The following is a 26,584-nucleotide window of genomic DNA, read 5'->3' as shown; positions in this document are numbered from 1 at the left end:
TGAAATAGTAAAATTTCCAATTGTTTACGAGCTTTGAGACGTATTTTTTGTAGTAAAAAGATTATTTTGAGTACTTTTCAAGTAAGTCCGTTTTTAATGTCCAAAGGTTTTTAGATAAATCGACATAATATTGATGAGGATGTTCAAAACGTAGAACTTCTTCCCATAACGTATTAATTTGCTCTTTTGAATAGGCGACAATCTCCTCGAGGCTTGGTGAGTTATAAACTTGTTTTCCATTTAAGAAAATAGGGATAAGTAGCGGTTTGGCATAGAAGTTTTCGATTGTTTTGCGTTTCCAAGTGTGTTCTGGATCAAAAATGGTATATGGATGATTATCATCAATGATTTCATCAGCTAGGGTGATGACATCAGCAATGGCTTTATTAGTTTCGCGTTCAAATAAACGATACACTTGTTTATATCCTGGATTTGTAATTTTTTCAATGTTATTACTAATTTTGATTTTTGGAATCATAGCTCCTTCTTTTTCAACTGCCACAATTTTATAAACGCCACCGAAAACTGGCTCAGCTTTTGATGTAATAAGGCGTTCTCCCACACCGAATGAATCGATTGGGGCTTTTTGAATGATTAAATCGCGAATAATATACTCATCGAGTGAGTTAGAAATGACAATTTTACAATCTTCAAGTCCCGCTTCATCTAATAATTTACGAGCTTTTTTTGATAAATAAGCGGCATCCCCACTATCAATGCGAATGCCTCCAGGTCGATGGCCTTTTGGAATTAACACTTCTTTAAAGACTTTAATAGCATTAGGAACACCTTGCTTTAACGTGTTATAAGTATCAACTAAAAGAACACAATTTTCTGGATAAAGTTCTGCGTATTTTTTGAAGGCATCGTATTCAGTATCAAACGTTTGAACCCAACTGTGGGCCATTGTTCCAAGGGATGGAACTTGGTAATCACGATCAGTAATGGTACAAGCCGTCCCAATACATCCCCCAATATAAGAAGCACGAGCCCCTAAAATAGCGCCTTGTGCTCCTTGCGCACGACGAGATCCGAATTCCATGACAGGACGTCCCTCAGCTGCACGAACAATTCGATTTGCTTTCGTTGCGATTAAAGATTGATGGTTGATTGACAGTAATACCATCGTTTCAATGAACTGAGCTTGAATAATCGGTCCTCGAACTGTAAGGATTGGCTCATTTGGAAAAATAGGTGTTCCTTCTGGAATGGCATAAATGTCACAAGCGAATTCAAAGTTTTTTAAATAATCTAAAAAGGCATCAGAAAACATGTTTTTACGTCGTAAAAAATCGATATCCTCATCTGTAAAGTGTAAGTTCTTTAAATAATCAATGAGCTGTTCAAGGCCTGCCATAATGGCAAAACCACCACGTTCAGGAACGCGACGGAAGAACATATCAAAATAGGCGATTTGATCTTTCATGCCGTTTTCGAAGTAACCATGAGCCATCGTTAACTCGTAAAAGTCAACTAGCATTGTTAAATTTGATGATTTTAAGTTCATAATAAATTCCTCTTTCTATTCTTCGATGCGTGTCACAATTTCAATCCCATTCATCATCATTTTATATAAGGCAATGACATTCATGAAGTCAGCAGCATGAACATCATAGTCATAAGTTTCAACACTATTCATTGGAACGATGATACGACTTATTTTATTTTGCGTGATAAAATAAGTCTTTAAGGTAATCGCAAATTGTTCTACACAAATATCGGTGCAATCACCCACAATAATAAATTGGTTAATCAATGGATGGTTTTCTAACCACTGATGAAATGCAGGCTCTAAGAAGCCATTTGTAGAACTTTTTTCAATTAAGTGATAAGGTCCAGCCTGTTTGATTTCATCGATAATTTCACTTTCTACTTCTCCTTTGATACAGTGTGCAGGATAAGAATTAAACTCAATTGAATCCGTTTGGTGACAGTCGGCGAAAGCCACAACATCAATTTGAGAATCATTTGCTCGTTTTAATAAGTCGCAAATCGGATCGATAATTGTTTGGATTCGAGGAGATGACATCGGGCCCATCTTGACGAATCCATTCACCATATCAACAATGATTAAGGCCGTTTGATTTGGGTCTAATGATGAAAGACAAACAGAAGGAGATTCATTTAATAGATTAACCATTTTTGTTAAGGATGTTTCACTCGATTTTATTAAATTTAGTAATTCATAACTCATCTTTTACACCTCCGATACTCAAAAATTTTCCTGTGTGAGGAAAGTTATAGAACTATTATAGTATATTTAATTCTTAATCACAAAGTCTTAAATAGCTTAAGATTGAAATATATTTCAAAAAGATTGGCATGAGATGAGTGGTGATATATAATAAGAGGAAGATATGATGGAAAGGATGGAAAACTATGTCAAATAAACGTTTATATAAAACCTCACAAGGAGCAATGCTTGGTGGAGTATGTAAAGGGATTTCTGAGTATTTAAATATTGACGTCACCTTAATTCGCTTAGTATGGGTCTTGATTTCCTTTACCTCAGTCGGAATTATTTTATATATTGCGTGTGTGTTTATTTTTCCAGATAAAGCAACGATTGAACGTGAGAAACGCCAAACTACAAAGGATGCCGTATTTGAAACAAATGATTATAAAGTAAAGGATCAAGAGAATAAAAAAGATAAAGATTATACAATCTATTAAAGATTAAAGAGGTGAAAGTTACCTCTTTTTTTTTGAAAATTATAATCTCCCCCTTCGGGGAAGTTGGATAGATTATGAATAAAAGTATGTCCAATGGTTATCATTTTAAGTGAAGTTATGGTAGAATATATAAAAAAAGGAGGCGCAAATTATGTCGGATATTTTAGGAAACTTAAACCCACGTGCGGTGTTTCATTATTTTGAAGAAATGACGAAGATTCCACGTGAATCAGGAAATGAGGCTGCCATTAGTCAGTATTTAGTTGATTTTGCTAATGAGCATGGGTTAGAAGTGATTCAAGAACCCTGTAAAAATGTAATCATCAAAAAACCAGCTACTGCGGGTTATGAAAATGCTCCACGTGTCATTTTACAAGGTCATATGGACATGGTCTGTGTCAAAGATGATGAATTAGAGTTTGATTTTGAAACACAAGCTTTACCGATTTATGTTGAAGGCGATTGGATTAAATCAAAAGGAACAACTCTTGGAGCTGATAATGGAATTGCGGTTGCGATGTCGCTTGCTATTTTAGCAGATAAGACGATGGCTCATCCTGCCTTAACTGTGTTAGTGACAACGGAAGAAGAGACAGGAATGGATGGAGTCATGGCATTGGATCCTGCTCATGTACAAGGTGATATCTTAATTAATATTGATTCAGAAGAAGAAGGAGTAGCGTTAGCTTCATGTGCTGGAGGTGTACGTAACTCATTAAAGCTACCGCTTGAATGGATGACGTTAAGTGATAATTCACTTGTTTCATATGAAGTTGTGATTAGTGGCTTAAAAGGTGGGCACTCAGGAATTGAAATTAATAAGTGTCGTGCCAATGCCAATAAATTAATGGGACGCTTTTTCCATTATGTGCAAGATCTTCAAGTTTCAGTTGCACATGTTGCAGGTGGAGAAAAAATGAATGCCATTTCAAAACGTGCCAAAATGGTCTTAACATTATCAAAAGACAAAGTATCAACACTTGAAGAAAAAGTAAAAGATTTTGAAATCATGATTCGTGCTGAATTTGAAACGGCGGATCAAGACATTACTTTAAAATTAGCACCAGTTGCAACTGAACTTAAGGTTTGGACAGCAGAAACGTTACAAAAAGTCACTCATATTTTACAATTAATCCCTTATGGACCTCAAACGATGAGTGCAAATGTAGCAGGACTTGTTGAAAGTTCAAGTAACATTGGTGTCGTTGAAATGACTGAATCAGAAATTGAGTTTAATAGTGCGGTTCGTAGCTCAGTTGGATCATTAAAACGTGAAATCAATCATCGTATTCAAGCGATTGCTGATTTAACTGGAGCTAAGATGGAGTTAATTGCAGATTATCCAGAGTGGGAATTTGAAACAGATTCAAAAATTCGTGATATTATGAAAGAGGTTTATGAGCGTACGGCAGGAAAAGAATTAGAAGTTTCAGCGATTCATGCAGGTCTTGAGTGTGGCTTCTTATCACAAAAATTAGGGAAAATAGATATGATTTCAATTGGACCTGATATTACAGGAGCGCATACGCCAAAAGAATCGTTATCTATTTCATCTACTGAACGCGTTTATGACTTCTTATGTCAAGTATTAAAAGAAATTAAATAATGATCAAAAGCATGTTCTTGTGGACATGCTTTTTTTACTAAAAACATAGAATGGTATAAAAGGGATTAGGGGGATTGGGATGAATTCGAAAATAGCAGACGGATTATTGTTATTAGTTGCGATTATTTGGGGAGGCGGATTTCCAGCAGTAGGGTTAGCGGTGCAAGAGGGGGTGGGGGCCGGCCAATTAATCACGTTGCGTTTTTTGATTGCAGGGGGAGTATTGGCGATTGTATTTAGAAAGCAGCTCTTGGATCTAAAGCGGATAGACGTGGTAGCCGGTGTGTTGGCTGGAATTTGTTTGTTTATAGGATTTACTTTTCAAACCATTGGAATGCAATACACAACGGCATCTAAAAATGCCTTTATTACATCATCGTATGTGTTACTAGTACCTTTATTTGGCGTCTTGTTTTTCAAAAACAAAATGAAAGGTTCGCAATGGATTGGAATGCTAGTGATGATCTTAGGAATTAGTATTCTGTCATTAGAGCGTGATTTTTCGGTGAGTATTGGTGACTTGCTGACGCTCATTTGTGCCATTGGTTTTGCTTTACAAATTATCATCACAGGATTATATATTAATCGATGCAATAGTTATTGTTTCACGATTATTCAAATGGTCACGGTGGCGATGGTTTCACTAATCTGGTCTTTAATTAGCGAACCATGGGCTGCGCTTAGTTTCTCAAGTGGGCTAGCGATTATGTATCTCGGAATCTTTAGTACACTGTTAGCTTATTTGTTACAAACCATCGCTCAACGCTATACATCCGAGGCTAAAGCTGGATTGATTTTATCAACAGAAGCGTTGTTTGGAGCTATTTTATCCGTCATGATTTTACATGACCCCATTACAAATCGATTAGTTTTTGGCGGTTTGATTTGTTTGATTGCTATATTGATGATTGAATTTGATTTTTGTCACTTAAAATCATCCAAATTAAAATCAAAAATCGTTGCTCAAAAGGAATAAGAGAAAATCATCATTGATTTTCTTTTTTTTTGCTAAAAATAGTGAAGTCGTTTCATGAACTGAGACGATTCGGTCACACTATAAGGTGAGGTGATAAAAATGAATGAACAAGAACAAAAAAAATGGCAATGCCGATCTGACTTAGCACTTGAAGCTGTTGAACAAATGGTGGGACAAGTCGATGAAGATCAACAAAAAGGTGTCCATTATCAAGAGGATAATATTAAAGGCTTAAAAGTGACTTGCATTGATGTTGAAAAAGAAGCTGAAGAAAGCGTGGGGAAAAAGGCGGGGCGCTATATGACACTCGATACGTCATCTATTTTATCTCATGATCACGATCAGCTGACCGTTGCTATGGAAGTCTTTGCGCAACAATTTAAAAAATTATTAGATCATCGAAATATTACGGATGAACATACTTGTTTAGTCATCGGACTTGGAAATGACCACGTGACGCCAGATGCTTTAGGTCCGATGGTGGTTGACGAAGTGATTGTGACACGTCATCTTTATGAACTAAGACCAGACGAAGTCGATCGTAGTTATCGTGAAGTGAGTGCTTTAGCACCCGGTGTAATGGGGATGACAGGGATTGAAACATTTGATGTGATTGAGTCGTTGGTCAAAAAAATTAAACCTGATTTTTTAGTCATGGTTGATGCGCTTGCTTCGCGTTCGATAACTCGTGTTAACAAAATGATTCAAATGACTGACACTGGAATTGCGCCAGGAAGTGGGGTTGGAAATAAACGTAAAGCCGTTGATGAGGAATCGCTTGGTATTCCTGTTTTTTCCATCGGTGTTCCAACGGTTGTAGATGCCGTCTCAATTACGTCGGACACCATTGACTTGTTATTAAAACATATTGGAAAATCATTAAAAGAAGAAAAGCGTTCGTATAAAAAATTAGTGCCTTTTTCAATGGTTCGTCAACAATATAGTGAGGATGATCTACCGTCGGATGAGTTACGTCAACAATTCATGGGGCAGGTGGGACTCCTTGCTGAGGAAGATAAACGCCAACTCATTAGTGAAGTCTTAACTCCAAATGGATTTAACTTAATTGTCACACCAAAAGAAATAGACACGGCAATGGAAGATTTGGCAACCTTGATTTCAAATGGGATTAACCGTGCTTTACATCAAAATGTACAATTTAGTTAAGTGATTACCATAAAACAACAATTAATAACAACCCTCATTCGGTATAATAAAGTATAAATGAAAAAAGGAATTTAACTTAGAGGAAACGGTCTGGGGGGGAGAATTTTGAAACGAAAACGTCGTTTGCGCTCTAAAAGAAATAAATTAAGTAAACAACTAACAAAGGGAGTTCCCTATTTAGTGGTAGGATTCTTTGTTGTGACGCTATACTCAACGCAATTTTTTCAATTATTTTATGTCAATCAAAAAGAAGCCTATGAAAAGCATGTCAATCAAGAGGTTGTTTTATCGAGTATTTTTGATTTTGCTAATCCAGCGGATTTTATCGAACTGATGACTAATTTACAAAAGTATTTTGCAGAAGTCATGACAAACCTTGATTTGAATCAGTTGTATTCCTTTTTAAATGATGGGTTTGCCTTTATTCAAATGGATTCAAAACAAAGTAGTGTGGCCGCTGCTACACCGAATACATCCAATGATTATAAATATACCTATGTCAGTGAAGAGTTAAAATTAGAACCACGGCCAGAAGCGGTGAATTCAACAGAACCATTGGTTTATCTTTTTAATACGCATGATTCTGAAACGTATGAATCTGATCAAGTCAATGCCATGCTTGGGCGTAAAGTTTTTGTTGGCGACATGTCAAACCTTGTAGCGAATGAATTTTCTAATTTAGGAGTTAAAACACTTGTTGAAACAAGAGATATCTCTGAAGTATTAGTTGCGAATGATTGGGAATATTGGCAATCCTATAAAGCTTCCCGCATGTATTTAGAGTCGACGGCAACAGAGTATAACACTCTCAAATATTTTATTGATATCCATCGTGATTCGTTAAACTATAATCGAACGACCACCACAATTGACGGAAAATCCTATGCTAAGTTGTTATTGGTTGTAGGACAAGATCATCAACGTTATAAAGAAAATTTAGCCTTTGCCAATGAAATTAATAATTTGTTTAATATGTATTATCCCGGTCTTTCAAAAGGAATTATTGAAAAAGGTGGAGAATATACGAATGGGATTTATAATCAAGACTTTGCCACGACACTCCTCTTAATGGAAGTCGGTGGAGTTGATAATACGTACGAAGAATTATGTAATACTGCCGAAGCCATCGCGAAGGTGATGACACAGTATATTACAACTCATTAATTGAAGGAGAGATGGGGATGAAAAAAGGAATAGCTCTTATTTTTTTCGTCGTTTGCTTTTTATTAGGAACTATTTATGGTTCTAGCTCCCATTCAGAAACGACACCTCATGTCGCGGCAAGCTCTAATATCACGCAACAAATCAAAGAGTATGAGCAGAAATTATCACAAGGTGAGGAAATCATCACTTCTTATAGTGAGATGATTTCTGAAGGCGTGGTTCCAAAGTCAACACCAGTTTCAAGCGGAGGTGTAGCACATAATAATGTGTCGCAATTTGGACAAGATGCTGCGGATTTATTAAAAACCACAGTCAGGGAAGTTTTACGAATGATTGTAAAAGCCTGTGATCAATTAATCACTGAATAATAGATGAAAACCATGACTTCATTCTCAAGGAGAAAAAAGCCATGGTTTTTAATTTTTTAGGCATAGGAGTTGTCATAATGTAAAGGATATTAAGTGATGAATGAAAGAAAGTGATGTCGTAAAAGATGCGAAAATAGCCGAAAAAGAAGTGAATGATTATTTTTTGCTTGTGAGTTAGGTTTTTTTACAGTAAAATAAAGTGGATATTTAATTATTTCGGAATGGAGTGAGTTTGGTGAGTGCGATGAACATTGAACAAATCAAAGAACGCCAAAAAAGAATTCGCAACTTTTCAATTATAGCCCACATCGATCATGGAAAAACAACCCTTTCGGATCGTATTTTGGAGCGAACGAATGCGTTGGAAAAACGTGAGATGAAAAATCAGCTGTTAGACTCAATGGATTTAGAACGTGAGCGCGGAATTACCATTAAATTAAATGCCGTGCAGTTGACATATAAAGCTAAAGATGGAGAAGAGTACATTTTACATTTAATCGATACCCCAGGTCATGTTGACTTCACTTATGAGGTATCACGCTCGTTAGCAGCATGTGAAGGGGCAGTATTAGTCGTTGATGCTGCACAGGGAATTGAGGCTCAAACACTTGCGAATGTTTATTTAGCCTTAGATAATGATTTAGAAATTTTACCGTTAATTAACAAAATTGATTTACCAAGTGCTGATCCAGATCGCGTGAAGCAAGAGGTTGAAGATATCATTGGATTACCGGCAGATGATGCGGTTTTAGCATCAGCTAAAGCAGGAATTGGAATTGAAGAGATTTTAGAGCAAGTGGTTGAAAAAGTCCCAGCCCCAACGGGAGACCCTGAAGCGCCATTACAAGCGTTAATCTTTGACTCAGTGTATGATCAATATCGTGGAATTATTGCTTCTATTCGTGTTGTAAATGGAACGATGAAAAAAGGGCAAGTGATTCGTATGATGGCAACAGGTGCTGAGTACGAAGTCGTTGAAGTTGGAGTACACACGCCACATGAGAAAATCGTAGATTGTTTGACTGTTGGAGATGTAGGATTTGTAACAGCTTCGATTAAGGATGTTAAAAATGTTCGCGTCGGGGATACGATTACATGTGTTGACAATCCAGCTGAAGAACCATTACCAGGATATCGTAAATTAAATCCAATGGTATTCTGTGGGCTTTATCCAATTGATGCAGCACGTTACAATGATTTACGTGATGCATTAGAAAAATTAGTGTTAAATGACTCATCTTTACAGTTTGAGCCTGAAACATCACAAGCCTTAGGATTTGGATTCCGTACAGGATTCTTAGGATTATTACATATGGACGTTATTCAAGAACGTATTGAACGCGAGTTTAATATTGATTTAATTGCCACAGCACCATCGGTAATTTATCATGTTTATTTAACAGATGGAACAAAGTTAATTGTCGATAACCCATCGCAAATGCCAGAACCACAAACGATTAAGTCAATTGAAGAACCTTACGTTAAAGCTTCCATTATGACACCAAATGATTATGTGGGGGCCATCATGGAGTTATGTCAGAAAAAACGTGGTAACTTTATCGATATGCAGTATTTAGATGAAACTCGTGTTCATGTTAACTATGAGATTCCATTAGGAGAAATCGTTTATGATTTCTTTGATCAATTAAAATCATCGACAAAAGGATACGCATCATTTGATTATGAATTAATTGGTTACCAAGCGTCAAAACTGGTGAAAATGGATATTTTATTAAATGGTGAAATCGTCGATGCCTTAAGTTTAATTGTTCATAAAGATTTTGCTTATAGTCGTGGTAAAGTCATCACTGAAAAATTAAAAGAAATTATTCCAAGACAACAGTTTGAGGTTCCAATTCAAGCCGCAATTGGTGGGAAAATCATTGCACGTTCAACGATTAAAGCCTTACGTAAAAATGTCTTAGCTAAATGTTATGGTGGAGATATTTCACGTAAACGTAAATTACTTGAAAAACAAAAAGAAGGTAAAAAACGTATGAAGTCAGTTGGATCAGTTGAGGTTCCACAAGAGGCATTCATGGCTGTTTTATCAATGGATGAAGATTAAGAGAGGGGGAAACCTCTCTTTTTCCATAATAAAAAGCAACTTAGTTTATACTATGACAAACTTAGGATAAACTGTTTAATAGAGACTACATAAGAAGGTGAGAAGATGTTAACTAATTATCATACACATCATGACCGTTGTAAACATGCTAAAGGAACAGTTGAAGACTATGTTTTAGAAGCGGTAAATCAAAACTATACAGAACTTGGAATGAGTTGTCATGTTCCTTATGAAAACTTCCCTGAAATGGGACGTCGTATGGAGTTTGAAGATTTAGACATTTATTTAAATGATATTGAAGAGGCTCAGAAGAAATATCCACAAATTCATTTGCTGAAGGCATTCGAATGTGAATATTTCCCTCATACTCATGATTATATTGCGAGTTTAGCTGCAAAGACGGATTATCTAGTATTAGCTCAACATTATATTTATTTAGATGGAAAATATCAAGATGCGTTTCATTTTACAAGACCAGAGCAACTTGAATTATATGCGGCTAAAATTGTTGAAGCGATGTCAACTGGCTTATTTAAAATTCTAGCTCACCCAGATGTTTTTATGACACTTTACCCTAAATGGGATGAGGCGTGCATTAGAGCAACTCGTCAAATTGCAAAAGCTGCCAATCAATATGATGTCATTTTAGAATTAAATGCAAATGGTTTTAGACGCGGGAAAAAACGATATGAAGATGGGGTTCGTTATCCTTATCCATCTGAAAAGTTCTGGTCGTTAATTGCAACAGAATTTAAAGAGACAAAGGTGATCGTTAACTCTGATTGTCATAATCCTAAATTTTTAAATGATGAATATATGATCATGGCACGTGAGATGGCTAAACGTCTTCATTTAAACGTGTTAGACCGTTTATAATGGTGAACGGTATGCCAAAAGGATTATATATACATATCCCATTTTGTGATCATATCTGTACATATTGTGATTTTCCAAAGCTTTTAACAAAAGGACAACGACATGCTGAATATATCGAAGCATTGATTCAAGAATTGAAACTGTATCAACAGAACGTTGGGTTTTCAAACCTCCAAAGTATTTATATTGGGGGAGGAACACCGACGGCTTTAAGTGTGGAGCAAATTCAACCAGTTTTTGATTTTTTAACGGAACAGATCCAGATGAATCAGATTCAAGAGTTTAGTATTGAAGCAAATCCTGAAAATTTAACACGTGATAAAATTCAATATTTAAAAGCTCAAGGTGTGAATCGATTTAGTTTGGGCGTTCAAACTTTTCATGAATCTTTATTAAAGCGAATTGGAAGAAAACATCAGGCTCAAGAGGTTATTCAAGCGGTTGCTAACTTAAAACAATGTGGAATTAAAAATATTAATTTAGATTTGATTTATGCCATTCCAGGACAAACACTTGATGAGTTAAGAGATGATTTAAGACAGGTTATTTCACTAGAGGTGGAGCATATCTCAGCTTATTCCTTAATCGTAGAAGAACATACTCAATTATACTTAGCTTATATGAGAGATCAAATTGAGCTAACAGATAATGAAATAGAAGCCAAGATGTATGAAGTGACGATTGAGACGTTAACAGAAGCGGGATATGAGCATTATGAAATTAGCAATTTTGCAAAATCTAAACCAAGTTTACATAATCAGTGGTACTGGAAAAATGAGACGTATATTGGTGTAGGACTTGGCGCGCATGGTTATGTTAAGGGGCAGCGTTATCAAAATACTCGTTCTATCAATACGTATATTGAGCTATTAAAAGATGGGAAGCTCCCAATGATAGAATCACATGCGTTAACGAAAGAGGAAATGATTGAAGAAGAAATGTTTCTCGGTTTAAGATTATTAAAGGGTGTTAATTTAAAGGCGATTAGTGATAAATACGATGTGAATATCGATGAGATTTATGGAAAAGCGTTTGAAGAATTAATTCAAAAGGGATATTTAGAACAAAAAGAATTAAATGTCCGGCTAACTCCAAGTGGCTTATTGATGGCAAATGAAGTTTTTGAGCAGTTTTTATTATCGATTTAAAGGAAATAATGAGGTGAAGGCATGGATGGCGTATTGTTATTAGATAAACCAGCAGGAATGACATCACATGATTGTGTTAATATTGTCCGTAAAGTGCTAAAGACAAAAAAAGTAGGGCATACAGGAACACTTGACCCAAGTGTAACCGGGGTTTTACCACTTTGCATCGGTCGTGCAACTAAAATTTCGCAATTTTTAACGGCAAATGAAAAAGAATATTTGGGTGAGGTGACGATTGGTTTTTCAACGACGACCGAAGATGCAGATGGGGAAGTCGTTGAATCGAAACCCATTCATCGTCAGATTACAAAAGAAGAAGTTAAAGCGGTATTAAAATCAATGTTAGGAACGAGTATTCAAGTTCCTCCTATGTATTCAGCGGTTAAGGTCAATGGAAAAAAACTATATGAATATGCAAGAGCAGGGCAAACGGTTGAACGACCTCGTCGTGAAGTGACGATTTATGAATTAGAATTACTTGGAGAGGTTATTCAAGATGAGCAAACGGGTTGTGTGAAATTTAGTTTCCGTGTCAAAGGAAGTAAAGGGTTATTCGTTCGAACAGTAGCCGTAACGATTGGTGAAAAGCTAGGATATCCAGCTCATATGTCACACCTTCGACGTATTGCATCTGGTGTTTTTAAAATTTCAGATTGTTTATCGATCGATCAATTAAAAGAAAAGGTTGAGCATCAGTCCTTAAGTTTATTAACGATTGAACAAGCTTTTGAAGATTTTCCAAAGGTAACGGTTGATCACTGGGTTGAAAAGTTAGTTCGAAATGGAGTTCAATTACATCCTGAACAAGTTGGAAATATAGAAACTCCTCAATTTGCAATTTTTAGTCAATCTGGGCAATGTTTAGCCGTGTATGAGAAGCACGAGTCGAAACCAGTCATGAAATCCGTAAGGGGATTCTTTTAGGAAGTGAGTAAAATGAAAGTTTTGAATTTAAATCAAACATCCTTTAATTCAGAAGAGGGATTAAGTGTAGCCTTAGGGTATTTTGATGGTTTACATATTGGGCATCAACTAGTGATTAAAGAAGCGATTGAATATGCTAAAAAAAATGGATTAAAAAGTGCTGTGATGACCTTTTCACCTAATCCAAATGTGATCTTGAAAAAATTAAGTTCTGAACACTTGATAACCCCACCAACTGAAAAAGTTCGTTTATTAACGGAACTTGGAGTTGATTATTTAATGATTTTAACTTTTAATGAAGAGTTGGCATCACTTAGAGCGATAGATTTTATTGAACGTTATTTAGTTAAGATGAAGGTAGAGCACGTTTCGACCGGCTTTGATTTTCGATTTGGAAAGAAGGGAGAAGGTTCAGTGGAGTTACTTCGACAATACCCAGAAAAATTCAGCTTAAATGTAACGGATAAAAAAGAAATTGAAGGAGAAAAAATCGGAGCAACTGAAATCAAGTCTTACTTAGCTGTTGGAAATATTGAAAAAGCAAATGAAATGCTTGGAAGACCGTATACGCTTTGTGGAACAGTGATTAGTGGACAACAAAAGGGAAGACAAATTGGTTTCCCAACTGCAAATGTCGCAACGACTGAAGCCTATATTATTCCTAAAAATGGAGTTTATGCCGTTAGAGTTTGGGTGAAGGGGCAATCTTATGCTGGAATGTGTAATATCGGCCATAATCCAACGTTTAATTTTATCGATAATGTGTCGGTTGAAGTTCATATTTTAGATTTTAATCAAGATATTTATGGTCAAGAAATGAAGGTTGAATTTTATCATCGTCTTCGTGATGAAGAACGTTTTTCTTCCATTGAAGCCTTGATGACACAGTTAAATCATGATCGTAAAACGGTCAGAGGATATTTCAAATAGGACTTGAATTAATTTAAAATTATGATACAATAAAAAAGTCCTTATTCTATGCTTTTAGCTCCTCCAGCGATTTGCTTGGTATAAGGCGTATGAAAAAATATTAGGAGGTAATAGTAATGGCTATTTCTAAAACAGAAAAACAAGAAATCATCAAAGCTTATGCAGTACACGAAGGAGATACAGGTTCTCCAGAAGTACAAATCGCAGTTTTAACGGCTGAAATCAACCGTTTAAACGGACACTTAAAAGAGCACAAACATGACCACCATTCACGTCGTGGATTATTACGTATGGTTGGTAAACGTCGTAACTTATTAACTTACTTACGTAACAAAGACATCAACCGTTACGCTTCATTAATCGAGCGTTTAGGATTACGTCGATAATAAAAGAGGAACCTTCGGTAGAAGGTTCTTTTTTTTATGATCACCGTATGTCATAACTCGTGATAATTTAATAAGCAGTTGAGAATAATAAAATTGTCTAGATTGAAGTAAAAAGGCAGAATAAAACACTTTTAAAACAAAAAAAAGACGAACTTGGCAAATTAGGGATGATTATGAAAAAAATTATTTCGTAAAATTATTTGCTTATGGTATGATAGAAAAGAATAAATATAAATGTAGAATATGAAGGAGTAATATAATATGTCAGAGAAACACGTTTATTCGTTTGAACTGGCTGGTCGTCCCCTTTCATTTGAAATTGGGGAATTGGCAAAGCAAGCGAATGCTTCGGTTTTAGTACGCTATGGTGACACAGTTGTCTTATCAACTTGTGTTGCTTCAAAAGAACCTAAAGATATAGATTTTTTCCCATTAACAATTGGATATGAAGAGCGTCTTTATGCTGTTGGAAAAGTACCAGGTGGGTTTATTAAACGTGAAGGACGCCCAAGTGAGCATGCTGTTTTATCAGGACGTTTAATTGACCGTCCAATTCGTCCTTTATTCCCAGATGGATTCCGTAACGATGTCCAAGTGATTAACTATGTAATGAGTGTTGATCACGATAATTCGCCTGCCATTGCAGCGATGATTGGATCATCATTATCTTTATCAATTTCAGATATTCCATTTGAAGGACCGATTGCGGGAGTTGTTGTAGGTCGAGTAGATGGAAAATTTATTATTAATCCAACCGTAGAGGAATTAGAGAAGTCAGATATTGATTTAACGGTTGCTGGAACAAAAGATGCGATCAACATGGTTGAAGCTGGAGCAAAAGAAGTTCCAGAAGAAGATATGTTAGAGGCGATTATGTTTGGTCATGAGATGATTAAACAAATTGTTGCTTTCCAAGAGCAAATTGTGGCTGAAATTGGACAACCGAAAATGGATTTAAACCTATATGAAGTGGATGCGACGATTAATGCACGTGTTCGTGAAATGGCAGAAGCAGACATGCTAGCCGCGATTCAAGTCGTTGAAAAACATGCGCGCCAAGAAGCAATTGACGCCGTTAATGCACGTGTTTTAGACGTATTCGAATCAGAAGAAGCAAGTGACAAAGAATTAAAGCAAGTAAAAGAAGTTTTAAATAAAATTGTAAAAGAAGAAGTCCGTCGCTTAATTACTGATGAAAAAGTACGTCCAGATGGTCGTAAGATTGATGAAATTCGTCCATTATCTTCACGTGTTGATTTATTACCACGTACACATGGATCAGCGTTGTTTACACGTGGACAAACGCAAGCTTTATCAGTTTGTACATTAGGTGCCTTAAATGAGCATCAAATGTTAGATGGATTAGAAGTAGAAGAAACAAAACGTTTTATGCACCATTATAATTTCCCTCCATTCTCTGTAGGAGAGACAGGGCGTTACGGGGCACCAGGTCGTCGAGAGATTGGACATGGTGCCTTAGGAGAGCGCGCATTAAAACAAGTCATGCCTTCTGAAAAAGACTTCCCATATACAGTTCGTTTAGTATCAGAAGTCTTAGAATCAAATGGATCGACATCACAAGCTTCAATTTGTGCTTCCACAATGGCCTTAATGGCAGCTGGAGTTCCGATTAAAGCACCAGTTGCTGGGATTGCGATGGGATTAGTTAAAAAAGGTGAAAATTACACCGTTTTAACTGATATTCAAGGAATGGAAGATCATTTAGGAGATATGGACTTTAAAGTGGCTGGAACAGCTAAAGGGGTAACAGCTCTTCAAATGGATATTAAAATTGAAGGGTTAAATCGTCAAATTTTAGAAGAAGCCTTACAACAGGCAAAAGTTGGACGTATGCAAATTCTTAACCATATGTTAGGGACTATTTCTGAAACGCGTGAAGAACTATCTGCATTTGCACCAAAAATTAAAGTCATTACAATTAAAGTTGATAAAATCCGCGATGTCATCGGCCCTGGTGGAAAACAAATCAATGAAATTATTGATAAAACAGGTGTTAAAATTGATATTGAGCAAGATGGAACAGTTTACATCTTACATGACAACTCACAAAACATTAATCAAGCCGTTGCAATGATTGAAGATATTGTTCGTGAAGTTGAAGTCGGTAAAATTTATTTAGGTAAGGTGGTACGAATCGAAAAATTCGGTGCCTTTGTTGAAATTTTCCCAGGACAAGATGGATTAGTTCATATCTCTCAATTGGCTGAAGAACGTGTTGCTAAAACAGAAGATGTTGTAGCTATTGGTGATGAAATCTTAGTTAAAGTAACAGAAGTGGATGAGCGTGGTCGTGTTAACTTATCACGTAAAGAAGCAATGAAAGAACAAGCGGCAGAGCAAGCTTAATCAAAAAGTCCTATTGTAGGGGATACAATAGGACTTTTTTTATTTTTTAAGGTATTTTTAAGAATGTGAAAAAATAATTTGAGTATAGGTTAACTTTATTTTGGGTAAAATGTAAAAGATTTATGTTAAATACTTGTCATAAAATTAGAGGTGTCAGAAAATGAAACAAAATATCGTAACCTTACTCGCCATCGTAGGGTATGTTAGCATTGTGATTAGTTTGAATTTTTTTCAAAAATCATCCCCCGTTGCCAATATGAATGATGAAATTTCCATTCAATTGATGGATTACATGCAAAATCACCGTCAAGATCCGGTTGAACCACGAAAAGATTCTGTGTTTAAATTTGTTCCGGGATTGATGGGAGCAGAGATAGATTATGAATTATCTTATAATAATATGTTATTAAATGGAAGTTTTGATGAATCTTTACTAATGTGTAAAAGTATCCCTTATCAAAATAGTCCAGAAGATTTTAGAAATGAACCCATTTACAAAGGAAATGAAGAAGGAAATTATGTTTCTTTATTAATAAATGTAGCTTGGGGTGAAGAGGAACTAGATAAAATGATTACGATTTTGGATCGACTAGGGGTAAAAGCAAACTTCTTTGTTGAAGGTCGTTATGCTGAAAAACATAAAAATCAGGTTTCTAAATTATATACAGATGGACATTTAATTGGAAATCATTCGTATTCTCATCCCTCAAAATGGGGAGGATATACATATGAGCAATATGTAGAAGAAATCACGAAAACGAATGACGTGTTATCATCAATTATCAATGAACCAATTGTTTATTTTGCCCCTCCTGGTGGTGAGTTTAATGATCGAACCCTAAAGGCTGCAGCGGATCAATCGATGTATACTATTCTTTGGACAGCAGATACCATTGATTGGATGGGAGGAAGTGCTGATCAAATGATTAATCGTGTGATGAGTAAGGTTGAACCTGGGACCTTAATCTTAATGCATCCTAAACCTGAAACGGTCATTGCTTTAGAGCCAATGATTAATCAGTTAAAAGAAAAAGGGTATCAATTTAAAACAGTTGATGAAATGGTAGCGGGAACTCGTCCAGAATGTACAAAATAAAAGGTGAAAAAAAGAGTCTAATTTTTAAAATTAGGCTCTTTTTCTTTGAAAGCAATAAGTAGAGAAGAACCTCGATTACTGTCACCACTAGGGGTTAAAAGTCATAAAATACAACGTAAGAAAACTTGAGGTAGGTGATAGATAATGATTTTAATTATTAATAATGATAAGCGAATGAATTACTTAACTGGTTTTATTCGAGAAAGTGGACTTGATTTAGTTGAGTATCATCCGGAATCATTGAGTTTTGATTTTAATATTTTAAAGCAAACTCGTTATTTTATTTTGCCGTTTGGAGGAATTAGTGCAAGTGGGAAAATTGCAAATACCAATTTGCGATTAAGTGAAGAAGTGCTCTTGAGTTTACCCGAAGATTGTACCATTTTAACCCCAATTAAATACCCGAAATTAGTTGAATTGCTTCAAGTTGTCCCTAGAAAATGTGAAGTAATTTTTGACTATGATGAAGTGGCTATTTATAATTCTATTCCAACAGCAGAAGGCGTTATTTTTAATATTATTAAAAACACAGAAATAACGATTCATCAAGCTGAAATATTAGTGATTGGGGCAGGTAGAACAGGTCAAACCATTGCCAGAGATTTGAAAGCGTTAGGTGCGCATGTCACCGTGACCTTTAGAAAGAAAAAAGACGAGGCGAGATTGTTTGAAATGGGATTAACGCCTATTCATATTGATTTAATGGTTGAAGATTTGCAACATTATGATGTGATTGTAAATACTGTTCCAGCTATGGTGTTAGATGAAGAAGCTTTAAATTATGTTCCAAAAGATTGCTATATTATTGATGTAAGTAGTAAACCAGGTGGAGTCGACTTTGATTATGCAAAACAAATCGGAATACAGGCAGAATTGGCTGGATCGCTTCCAAGTATTGTTGCTCCTAAAACAGCAGCTTATTATCTTTTCCGCTTTTTAACCAATTATATTGCGACTGCTGATAAAAAGGGGAGATAAAGAATGAACCGATACGGATATTCGGTTGCGATTGTAGGCGCAAGTGGTGAAGTTGGAAAAAGTATGGTTGAAACATTAGAACGTTATCCTATTCCGGTGACTTCATTAAAGTTATTGGCATCAAGCCGTTCGGCTGGGAAAAGCATGGTATTTAAAGGGCAACCCCTCATCATTGAAGAATTGACGGAAAATTCTTTCGATGGAATCGATCTTGCTTTTTTTAGTGCTGGAGGAAGTGTGTCAGAAAAATTTGCACCGATTGCGGTTTCTAAAGGTGCTGTCGTCATTGATAATACAAGTGCATTTAGAATGCATCAAGATATTCCACTCGTGGTTCCCGAGGTAAATGCAGACGTTTTAACTCATGAAATGAAGTTAATTGCTAATCCAAATTGTTCAACGATTCAATTAGTGGTTGCTTTAAAACCTTTAATGGATGTTTACGGCATTGAATCGGTCAATGTAGCAACTTATCAGGCGATTTCAGGTGCGGGAGCCAAAGCGTTATATGAATATAATCAAGAGTTGGAACAAGATGATTATGTTCCACAAATTTTACCGACCCGATCAGATAAAGTTCATTATCAAATGGCACACAATGTTATTCCCCAGATTGATGTGTTTATGGAGAATGGATACACCAAAGAAGAAATTAAGATGATTAATGAAACACGAAAAATTTTAAGCGATTCAAGTCTTAAGGTCAATGCAACGTGTGCTAGGGTTCCCGTGCGATATGGACATAGTGTTTGTGCGACTGTGAAGCTAAAAGGTCCCGTTCAAAATCGCCAAGAAATTATGGATTTATTCAAAAACTCATCGGATGTCGTCCTTTATGATGAGATTGAATCTCAAAAATATCCGATGGCTTATTATTTAGCGCATCACGATGATGTTTATGTAGGAAGAATACGGAAGGATTTATTTGAAGACGATGTGATTCATCTTTGGATTGTTGCGGATAACATTCTAAAAGGAGCAGCTCTAAATAGTGTTCAAATTGCTTATTATATGCATCGTCATGGATTGTTAGGTGATTGAAATGGATATCGTGGTTTTAAAGTTTGGTGGAACTTCAGTTTGTGATGAAAAAACAAGATATGAGGCATTTAAACATATTAGACGGGAAGTAAATGCTGGATATAGAGTAGTTGTTGTCGTGTCAGCTATGGGGCGAGTTGGAGCCCCCTACGCGACAGATACGTTAAAATCACTCGTTGCTTATCATCTAAGTAAAAAGGAAAGTGATCGTCTTATCTCTTGTGGTGAAGTAATTTCAAGTATTGTGATGTCTGATTTTTTACAACAAGAAGGCTTGAAGGCTTGTGCCTTAGCACCAAATGAGGTTGGAATTAAAACAGACCGAAATTTTAGTAATGCAAATATTGAAAAGGTTGAAACGGATTATTTGTTAAGTCAATTAAAAGAGTATCAAGTAGTGGTTGTACCAGGATTTGTCGGAACCACATCAGAAAATGAAATCACAACGCTTGGTCGAGGTGGAAGTGATACGTCAGCCGTTGCACTCGGAGCAGCCCTCCATGCCGTTTATGTTGATATTTATTCAGATGTTGAAGGTGTTATGACTGCTGATCCAAAATTAGTTAAAAATGCAAGGGTATTAGAGAAAATAAGTTATGATAACTTAATTGCATTAGCGGCTAGAGGTGCTAAGGTTATTCATTTAAAGGCAGTTGAACTTGCTAAACAAAATCATGTTAAACTTCGACTTCGATCAACAACAGCCGATCATATTGGAACTTATGTCGTAGAAGAGGAAATTAGTAGTATTAGTCTAGCTTATAAAACGGGTTATACTCGCTATGAATTAGTAGGGGTGACCACTCCTATTAATTGTCAGCCACTTACTAAACACGGACTTTATTGGTATGCTTCCAGTCAAGATGAGAAAGTCGTAGAAGACTACTTAACAGAAAATAAAATTAGTTATCAAAAAGAGGAAAATTATGTGCGAGTCAGTTTGATTAATCAACAACGTTCGCCTAAAGAAGAAACATACTATGTGAGTGCAATGAAACTTGAGGATACTCTTAATTTCTTGCACTGTAACTTAACTTAATGAGAAGGATGTGAGAAGAATGAATAGTTTTGGTCCGGTTATTACGGCAATGGTTACACCTTTTGATGAATATAATCAGCTCAATGTTGGTAGCTTAAGAAAACTGATTATTCATTTATTAAAACACGGATCAACCAGTCTAGTCATTACAGGGACAACAGGGGAAGCCCCAACATTAACAGCAATTGAACGTTTGCGTATTTGGGAAACAGCAGTTGATTTTGCAGGCGGAAGTGTCCCTATTATTTGTGGTGTTGGAACTAATAATACGAAAACAACGATTCATAATGTTAAATTAGCAGAAGAAATTGGTGCTGATGGTGTTTTGGTGGTTACTCCATATTATAATAAACCAAATAAAATTGGCTTATTAACGCATTATAAAGAAGTGGCAAATTCAACAGATTTACCTATTATTTTATACAATATTCCATCGCGTACGGGGGTTAGTTTAGATTTAGAAACCATTTTGGAGTTAGCACAACTTAAAAATGTTGTCGGAATTAAAGATTCAAGCGGTGACTTAACATTATTAAAACAACTTAAAGAAGTAATGCCTTCCGATTTTGCCTTATATAGTGGCGACGATTCTAATTATTTAGAAGCATTAAAACTTGGAGGAGCTGGGGTTGTTTCAGTTGCTTCACATGTAGCAGGGTTACAAATGAATCAAATCTATAAATTATTTAAAGAAGGAAAATTAGAAGAGGCGGAAGCTTTACAAAATAAATTAATGCCACTTTATAAAGGATTGTTTAGTACCACGAATCCGATTCCAATCAAAGCGATTTTAAATCAAATGGGAATGGATGTCGGATCACTTCGTTTACCCCTTGTAGAGATGGATCAGTTTGAGGCATTAGATTTATTTAATGAAATCAAAGATTTGATAGATGAATAAGAATCAAAACGTCTGTTTGAAGTGTGACAGACGTTTTTTCGTATTTTAAAGAGGAAAAAAGCGAATGTTAAATAAAAAAGAAGGATATACTTGTCATTATCTTGCGTTGTGTACTATAATGAATATAGAGATTACGCAGTTTCTTTTAAATGATAATTGAGAGAATTTGACAGACTTATTATCTTACAAGAATGTAAAGAGTAATAAGGATTAGGTCTTTTTCTCAAATTTTAAGTTTATTGATGGGATGCCATGTTTTTTAATTTTTATGAATCATTTTTATTTATTTTAATTTTGAGGGTAGGATATTGTTCGAAGAAATAGAACTAATTTAAGATTGAGAACAAAACCTATTGATATTGACGTTTAGGAAAGTAATTCAAAAATAACATTAAGCATCTTCAAAATAAGTAAACGTACTTTAGAAGGAATTGTACATTTGAAGTCCCATGAGAAGAGGACAGGATTGTGATTTAAAACCATTTATTTAAAAGTTAAAAGCAAAAAAACGTCCGTTACAACGAAATGCTTTAACGTTAATTCAAGATATAAAGGAGGTGAATCGTTGTCAAAAATGTAACCTGTTATCAAGTGATAGCAGTTTTGATAGCGATAAAAATGTGTCATCAGTAGTTGAACAAAAAATCAAAGTATTTGCATTAGGCGGATTAGATGAAAACGGAAAAAATTTATATGTGGTAGAAGTAAATGATAAAATATTTGTTTTAGATGCAGGGTTGAAATATCCAACTGAAGATTTGCTGGGTGTTGATGCGGTAATTCCAGATTTTACTTATTTAAAAGAGAATGTGTCACGTGTACAAGGGATTTTCTTATCACATGGGCATGAAGATCACATCGGGGCCTTACCTCAATTATTGAGTTTGATTAATGTTCCAATTTATGGGACACGCTTAACGATGGCATTAGTAGAAGATTCACTTAGTGAAAATGGACTTGATTTTAAAAACTATAAATTATATAAAATTCGAGAAAATAACGAGCTATTTTTTGGAGATATAAAAGTCACATTCTTCAAAACAACTCACAGCATTCCAGATTCTGTTGCGATTTGTATTCATACAACAGATGGAGTGATTGTATATACGTCTGATTTTACATTCGATCAAAGTGCTAAGGGGCGTTATCAAACTAATTATGCACGTATTTCTGAAATTTCAAAGGAAGGTGTTCTTTGTTTATTATCGGAGAGTATCAATGCCGAAAAATCAGGGCATACAAGTACAGGCAGTTCTTTAACTTATGAATTAGAAGAAGCTTTTTCACGTGCTGAGGGGCGCATTATTTGTTCGCTTTATTCATCGGATTTACATCGTATTCAATTAGTGATTGATTTAGCGATTCAAAATGGACGTAAGATTGCCATTATTGGACGTAAGATGCAACGTATTGTTGATATTTCGGTTAAACTTGGTTATTTGCGAATTCCGAAATCTGCGCTCATGAATTTACTGTATATCGATGAAAAAAATGATAATAATCTGTCTAATCTTGTTGTTTTAGCAACTGGAAATCGCTACGAACCATTTAATGCCTTGATTCGCATGGCAAAACATCAGGATCGTTTAATTCATATTGAAAAAAGTGATACGGTTATTGTGGCAACTGCTCCTATTCCAGGAAATGAAATTAAAGCAGCTCGCACACTAGATTTATTATACCGTACAGGGGCAAGTGTGGTTGCGATTAATAAAAATTTATTACCTTCTTCTCACGCAAGTAGTGAAGATTTGAAATTAATGATGAACTTATTAAAACCACAATACATTATGCCTGTTATTGGAGAATATCGTAATTTAGTCGCTCATGCTAAAATTGCTGAGAAAATGGGATATAATACAGAAAATGTTATTTTGTTAGATAATGGTGATGTGGTTGAATTTCAACAAGGTGAATTAGTTAATCATACGGAACATATTCAAATTGATCAAGTATTAGTTGATGGATTGGGCGTGGGTGATATCGGAAGTGTGGTCTTACGTGATCGTCAATTAATGGCCAATGATGGAATTATTGTGGTGATTGCTAATTTAAATAAAAATACAAAAGAAATTGTCGCAGGACCACAAATTGTGAGTAAAGGATTTGTTTACGAAAAAGGTAATGAAGAGTTATATGCGGCACTTGATGAGTTGGTTCGAAATATTATTGGTCAATTTGTGACAGAACAATATGTAAACTGGCAAGGATTACGTCAAGAATTACGTGATAAAATTGGGAAGTTATTGTTTAACAAGACAAAACGTAAACCCATTATTATTCCAATTGTAGAAGAATTTAATTTATAATCCAATTGAACAGCTGCCAAACGGCAGCTGTTTTTGACTTAGTTCAAGATTTCTAAAAAAAGAACGTCAGATATTAATGGAAAATTAGGGATTTTATGAGATAATAAGTAAAGTACGATTATGAAGTAATAGAGGGATTATTATGGCACAAAAAAAGAAAGTGAAACAAAAAAAACAAACGTTTGTTACGGATTTATATATTGAGTTAATTGGAATTGGCTTAATCTTATTATCTATTTTAACTCTAGGTCAACTTGGAATTATCGGAACTTTTTTGAAGCGAATTTTCTTATTTGTTTTTGGTGAGTTTTTTTGGGTAGTGGCTCTGGCGATGATTATCAATGGTGGTAAAATGATTTTTAGTCGAAAAGTTCCGACGTTTTTTACGACGCGTCAAATTGGTTACTATTTAATGTTTATTGCTTTTATTTCATTTAGTCATCTCCCGGTTTATCGTGAATTTAATGCACACAATACACCGTTGCTTTCCGGGATGGTTAATTATTATTGGAATAATGATGTCTTAAATACGACCTTTACAGTAGGTGGCGGATTCATTGGATCTGTAATTTATGGGATTTTCGTTCCATTAATGACAGCAATTGGATTATATATTTTATCTTTAGTTATTCTTTGTTATGGAACATTACTCGTCTTTAATTTAACATTTAAAGATGTATATGAAGGAATCAAACTATCTAGACTTGAGTATCGAGAAAAAAGAATGAAAAAAGTAAAAAAAGCAACTAAACCTAAGGTGAAAAAGAGATCCGATCAGGAAGAGATAGAAGAAGAGGCAGAAGAGTTGAATGCGATGATCGACACAACCACTCCTATTTTTGATTTTGAGAATGATGAGGTAACCATTACAACGTTTGATCAAGAGGTTGAATTGCAAGAGGAAGGGGAGGAAGAACTCGAGTTTAAAATTAGTGATTTTGCTGAAAAAATAAAACAGGAAAAAGTAGAACCTCATTCAACGATTGAAACGTTTATGAGTGATGAGAATTACACCCTACCTCCATTAGATTTGCTTGTAGATTATCAACAAACTAATAATTCGCAACGGATGCTGGTTAGTGCAAAAGCACAAGCCAGAAAACTTGAAGACACATTTAAGAATTTTGATGTGAAGGCAAAAGTTCAAGAAGTTCATATCGGACCTGCTGTCACACGATTTGAAATTTTACCAAATGTCGGTGTAAAAGTTAGTAAAATTATTGGCTTAACCGATGATATCGCCTTAGCACTTGCGGCGAAAGGGATTCGAATCGAGGCTCCTATTCCAGGAAAGTCTGCTATTGGGATTGAAGTTCCAAATCCTAAACAAACGCTAGTGACATTTAAGGAGATTGTAAAGGAAGTTCCGCAAAAACAGCAATCAGAAAAACTTTTAATGGTTCTCGGACGAGATATCTCGGGAAAAACAGTGTATTCACCATTAAATAAAATGCCTCACTTACTTGTAGCAGGCGCAACAGGTTCAGGAAAGTCAGTTTGTATTAATACAATTATTTGTAGTATCTTAATGCGTGCGACTCCGAATGAAGTGAAGATGTTAATGATTGACCCGAAAAAGGTAGAGTTAAATGGTTACAATGGGGTTCCACATTTATTAGCACCAGTTGTGACGGATCCACGCCTTGCGTCTCTTGCGTTAAAAAAAGTGGTGACGGAAATGGAATATCGCTATGAATTGTTCAGTGAGAGTGGAACTCGTAATATTGAAGGTTATAATGATTATGTTCGTCATCAAAATGAGACGAATGAAATTAAAAAGACGGTTTTACCATTTGTTGTGGTAATTATTGACGAGTTAGCGGATTTAATGATGGTTGCGTCAAAAGAAGTAGAGGAGTGTATTATGCGATTAACTCAAATGGCACGTGCTGCTGGAATTCATTTGATTATCGCAACACAACGACCTTCAGTAGATGTCATTACCGGAGTTATTAAGGCGAATATCCCATCTCGTATTGCGTTCGGTGTTTCATCGGCTGTCGATTCACGTACGATTATTGATATGCCAGGAGCGGAGAAGTTACTCGGAAAAGGGGATATGTTATTTTTACCAATGGGAGCTTCAAATCCAACGCGTGTGCAAGGTGCGTTTATTTCGGATGAAGAAGTTGTTCGAATTGTAGAGTTTATTAAGAATCAAGTCCAACATGAGGAGATTAAACAAGATTTCTTAGAAAATTTAGAACAAGGGCAAAGTGAAAGCAATACGATGGAAGATCCACTGATGAGAGAAGTGTTATCTTATATTATTGAAAGTAAAAAAGTTTCAGCTTCGCTCTTACAAAGACGTTTCCGTATTGGATATAATCGTGCAGCTAGAATTGTGGATGATTTAGAATCGGCAGGATTAATTGGTCCAAGTGAAGGAAGTAAGCCACGTGAGGTCTTGATGTCAGAGGGGCAGTGTCAAGAATTAATGTCGAATTTGAAATAGTTTCATCGTAAAAGCGCCGAGTTGACATTTTTATGTCAGGGGAAAGCATATGATACAAAATATGATTTAATTAGACATAAGAGATGTGATAAAATAAAAGAGTGCTGATGAA

Annotated in this window: 22 protein-coding genes; 20 read left to right on the top strand and 2 right to left on the bottom strand. The window is 35.5% G+C overall.

Going from position 1 to position 26,584, the window contains the following annotated elements; all coding sequences use genetic code 11:
- Positions 1-61 precede the first annotated feature (61 nt).
- A complete protein-coding gene (locus tag HLK68_RS13190) occupies positions 62-1,507 on the bottom strand; it encodes a nicotinate phosphoribosyltransferase (protein ID WP_132942937.1) in 1,446 nt (481 codons plus the stop codon).
- A gap of 15 nt (positions 1,508-1,522) precedes the next feature.
- Positions 1,523-2,194, bottom strand: a complete 672-nt coding sequence (locus HLK68_RS13185) for a cysteine hydrolase family protein (RefSeq protein WP_006783312.1) — start codon at positions 2,192-2,194, stop codon at positions 1,523-1,525.
- A 185-nt stretch (positions 2,195-2,379) separates the two neighbouring features.
- Between HLK68_RS13185 and HLK68_RS13180 the strand changes: the two genes are divergently transcribed.
- The 20 genes from HLK68_RS13180 (at position 2,380) to HLK68_RS13085 (ending at position 26,472) form a co-directional block, all read left to right on the top strand.
- Positions 2,380-2,673: a PspC domain-containing protein gene (locus tag HLK68_RS13180; RefSeq protein ID WP_006783313.1), complete on the top strand. Its 294-nt coding sequence runs from the start codon at positions 2,380-2,382 to the stop codon at positions 2,671-2,673.
- A gap of 151 nt (positions 2,674-2,824) precedes the next feature.
- Complete coding sequence (locus HLK68_RS13175) at positions 2,825-4,279, top strand: aminoacyl-histidine dipeptidase (RefSeq protein ID WP_006783314.1); 1,455 nt, start codon at positions 2,825-2,827, stop codon at positions 4,277-4,279.
- A 79-nt stretch (positions 4,280-4,358) separates the two neighbouring features.
- Positions 4,359-5,255, top strand: coding sequence for a DMT family transporter (locus HLK68_RS13170; protein ID WP_006783315.1), 897 nt, complete (start codon positions 4,359-4,361; stop codon positions 5,253-5,255).
- A gap of 99 nt (positions 5,256-5,354) precedes the next feature.
- Positions 5,355-6,422 carry a GPR endopeptidase gene (gene gpr / locus HLK68_RS13165; protein ID WP_006783316.1) on the top strand — a complete coding sequence of 356 codons (1,068 nt, stop codon included), beginning with the start codon at positions 5,355-5,357 and terminating at the stop codon, positions 6,420-6,422.
- A 105-nt stretch (positions 6,423-6,527) separates the two neighbouring features.
- Complete coding sequence (gene spoIIP / locus HLK68_RS13160) at positions 6,528-7,586, top strand: stage II sporulation protein P (protein WP_006783317.1); 1,059 nt, start codon at positions 6,528-6,530, stop codon at positions 7,584-7,586.
- Positions 7,587-7,603: 17 nt separating this feature from the next.
- Complete coding sequence (locus HLK68_RS13155) at positions 7,604-7,954, top strand: hypothetical protein (RefSeq protein ID WP_132942936.1); 351 nt, start codon at positions 7,604-7,606, stop codon at positions 7,952-7,954.
- A 244-nt stretch (positions 7,955-8,198) separates the two neighbouring features.
- On the top strand, positions 8,199-10,022 hold the full coding sequence (gene lepA / locus HLK68_RS13150) for a translation elongation factor 4 (RefSeq protein WP_039931112.1): 1,824 nt from the start codon (positions 8,199-8,201) through the stop codon (positions 10,020-10,022).
- A 105-nt stretch (positions 10,023-10,127) separates the two neighbouring features.
- Positions 10,128-10,898: a histidinol-phosphatase gene (locus tag HLK68_RS13145; protein WP_006783320.1), complete on the top strand. Its 771-nt coding sequence runs from the start codon at positions 10,128-10,130 to the stop codon at positions 10,896-10,898.
- Between the two features lie 11 nt (positions 10,899-10,909).
- Entirely contained in the window at positions 10,910-12,046 is a 1,137-nt protein-coding gene (hemW, locus tag HLK68_RS13140) for a radical SAM family heme chaperone HemW (RefSeq protein WP_009607670.1), read from the top strand.
- A 21-nt stretch (positions 12,047-12,067) separates the two neighbouring features.
- Complete coding sequence (truB, locus tag HLK68_RS13135; protein ID WP_006783322.1) at positions 12,068-12,970, top strand: tRNA pseudouridine(55) synthase TruB; 903 nt, start codon at positions 12,068-12,070, stop codon at positions 12,968-12,970.
- A gap of 12 nt (positions 12,971-12,982) precedes the next feature.
- The gene (locus HLK68_RS13130; RefSeq protein WP_006783323.1) at positions 12,983-13,900 is read left to right on the top strand and encodes a bifunctional riboflavin kinase/FAD synthetase; all 918 of its coding nucleotides are present in this window, start codon (positions 12,983-12,985) and stop codon (positions 13,898-13,900) included.
- A gap of 116 nt (positions 13,901-14,016) precedes the next feature.
- Positions 14,017-14,286 (top strand): 30S ribosomal protein S15, encoded by a 270-nt coding sequence (gene rpsO, locus HLK68_RS13125; RefSeq protein ID WP_006783324.1) that lies wholly within the window; start codon positions 14,017-14,019, stop codon positions 14,284-14,286.
- Positions 14,287-14,547: 261 nt separating this feature from the next.
- Entirely contained in the window at positions 14,548-16,653 is a 2,106-nt protein-coding gene (gene pnp / locus HLK68_RS13120) for a polyribonucleotide nucleotidyltransferase (RefSeq protein ID WP_006783325.1), read from the top strand.
- Positions 16,654-16,813: 160 nt separating this feature from the next.
- On the top strand, positions 16,814-17,749 hold the full coding sequence (locus HLK68_RS13115; protein WP_006783326.1) for a polysaccharide deacetylase family protein: 936 nt from the start codon (positions 16,814-16,816) through the stop codon (positions 17,747-17,749).
- A 144-nt stretch (positions 17,750-17,893) separates the two neighbouring features.
- Complete coding sequence (locus HLK68_RS13110) at positions 17,894-18,727, top strand: NAD(P)-dependent oxidoreductase (RefSeq protein WP_006783327.1); 834 nt, start codon at positions 17,894-17,896, stop codon at positions 18,725-18,727.
- Positions 18,728-18,730: 3 nt separating this feature from the next.
- Positions 18,731-19,768: an aspartate-semialdehyde dehydrogenase gene (locus tag HLK68_RS13105; RefSeq protein WP_006783328.1), complete on the top strand. Its 1,038-nt coding sequence runs from the start codon at positions 18,731-18,733 to the stop codon at positions 19,766-19,768.
- A gap of 1 nt (position 19,769) precedes the next feature.
- On the top strand, positions 19,770-20,807 hold the full coding sequence (locus HLK68_RS13100) for an aspartate kinase (protein ID WP_009607676.1): 1,038 nt from the start codon (positions 19,770-19,772) through the stop codon (positions 20,805-20,807).
- A 19-nt stretch (positions 20,808-20,826) separates the two neighbouring features.
- Positions 20,827-21,708, top strand: a complete 882-nt coding sequence (gene dapA, locus HLK68_RS13095) for a 4-hydroxy-tetrahydrodipicolinate synthase (protein WP_055164859.1) — start codon at positions 20,827-20,829, stop codon at positions 21,706-21,708.
- Positions 21,709-22,265: 557 nt separating this feature from the next.
- Positions 22,266-24,017: a ribonuclease J gene (locus HLK68_RS13090; RefSeq protein WP_006783331.1), complete on the top strand. Its 1,752-nt coding sequence runs from the start codon at positions 22,266-22,268 to the stop codon at positions 24,015-24,017.
- Positions 24,018-24,159: 142 nt separating this feature from the next.
- Positions 24,160-26,472, top strand: coding sequence for an FtsK/SpoIIIE family DNA translocase (locus tag HLK68_RS13085; RefSeq protein WP_006783332.1), 2,313 nt, complete (start codon positions 24,160-24,162; stop codon positions 26,470-26,472).
- Positions 26,473-26,584 lie beyond the last annotated feature (112 nt).

The sequence above is a fragment of the Turicibacter sanguinis genome (assembly GCF_013046825.1).
GTDB lineage: Bacteria > Bacillota_I > Bacilli_A > MOL361 > Turicibacteraceae > Turicibacter > Turicibacter sanguinis.
Note: the sequence above shows the minus strand (reverse complement) of the source record. Positions and strands in the feature narration are given on the sequence as shown.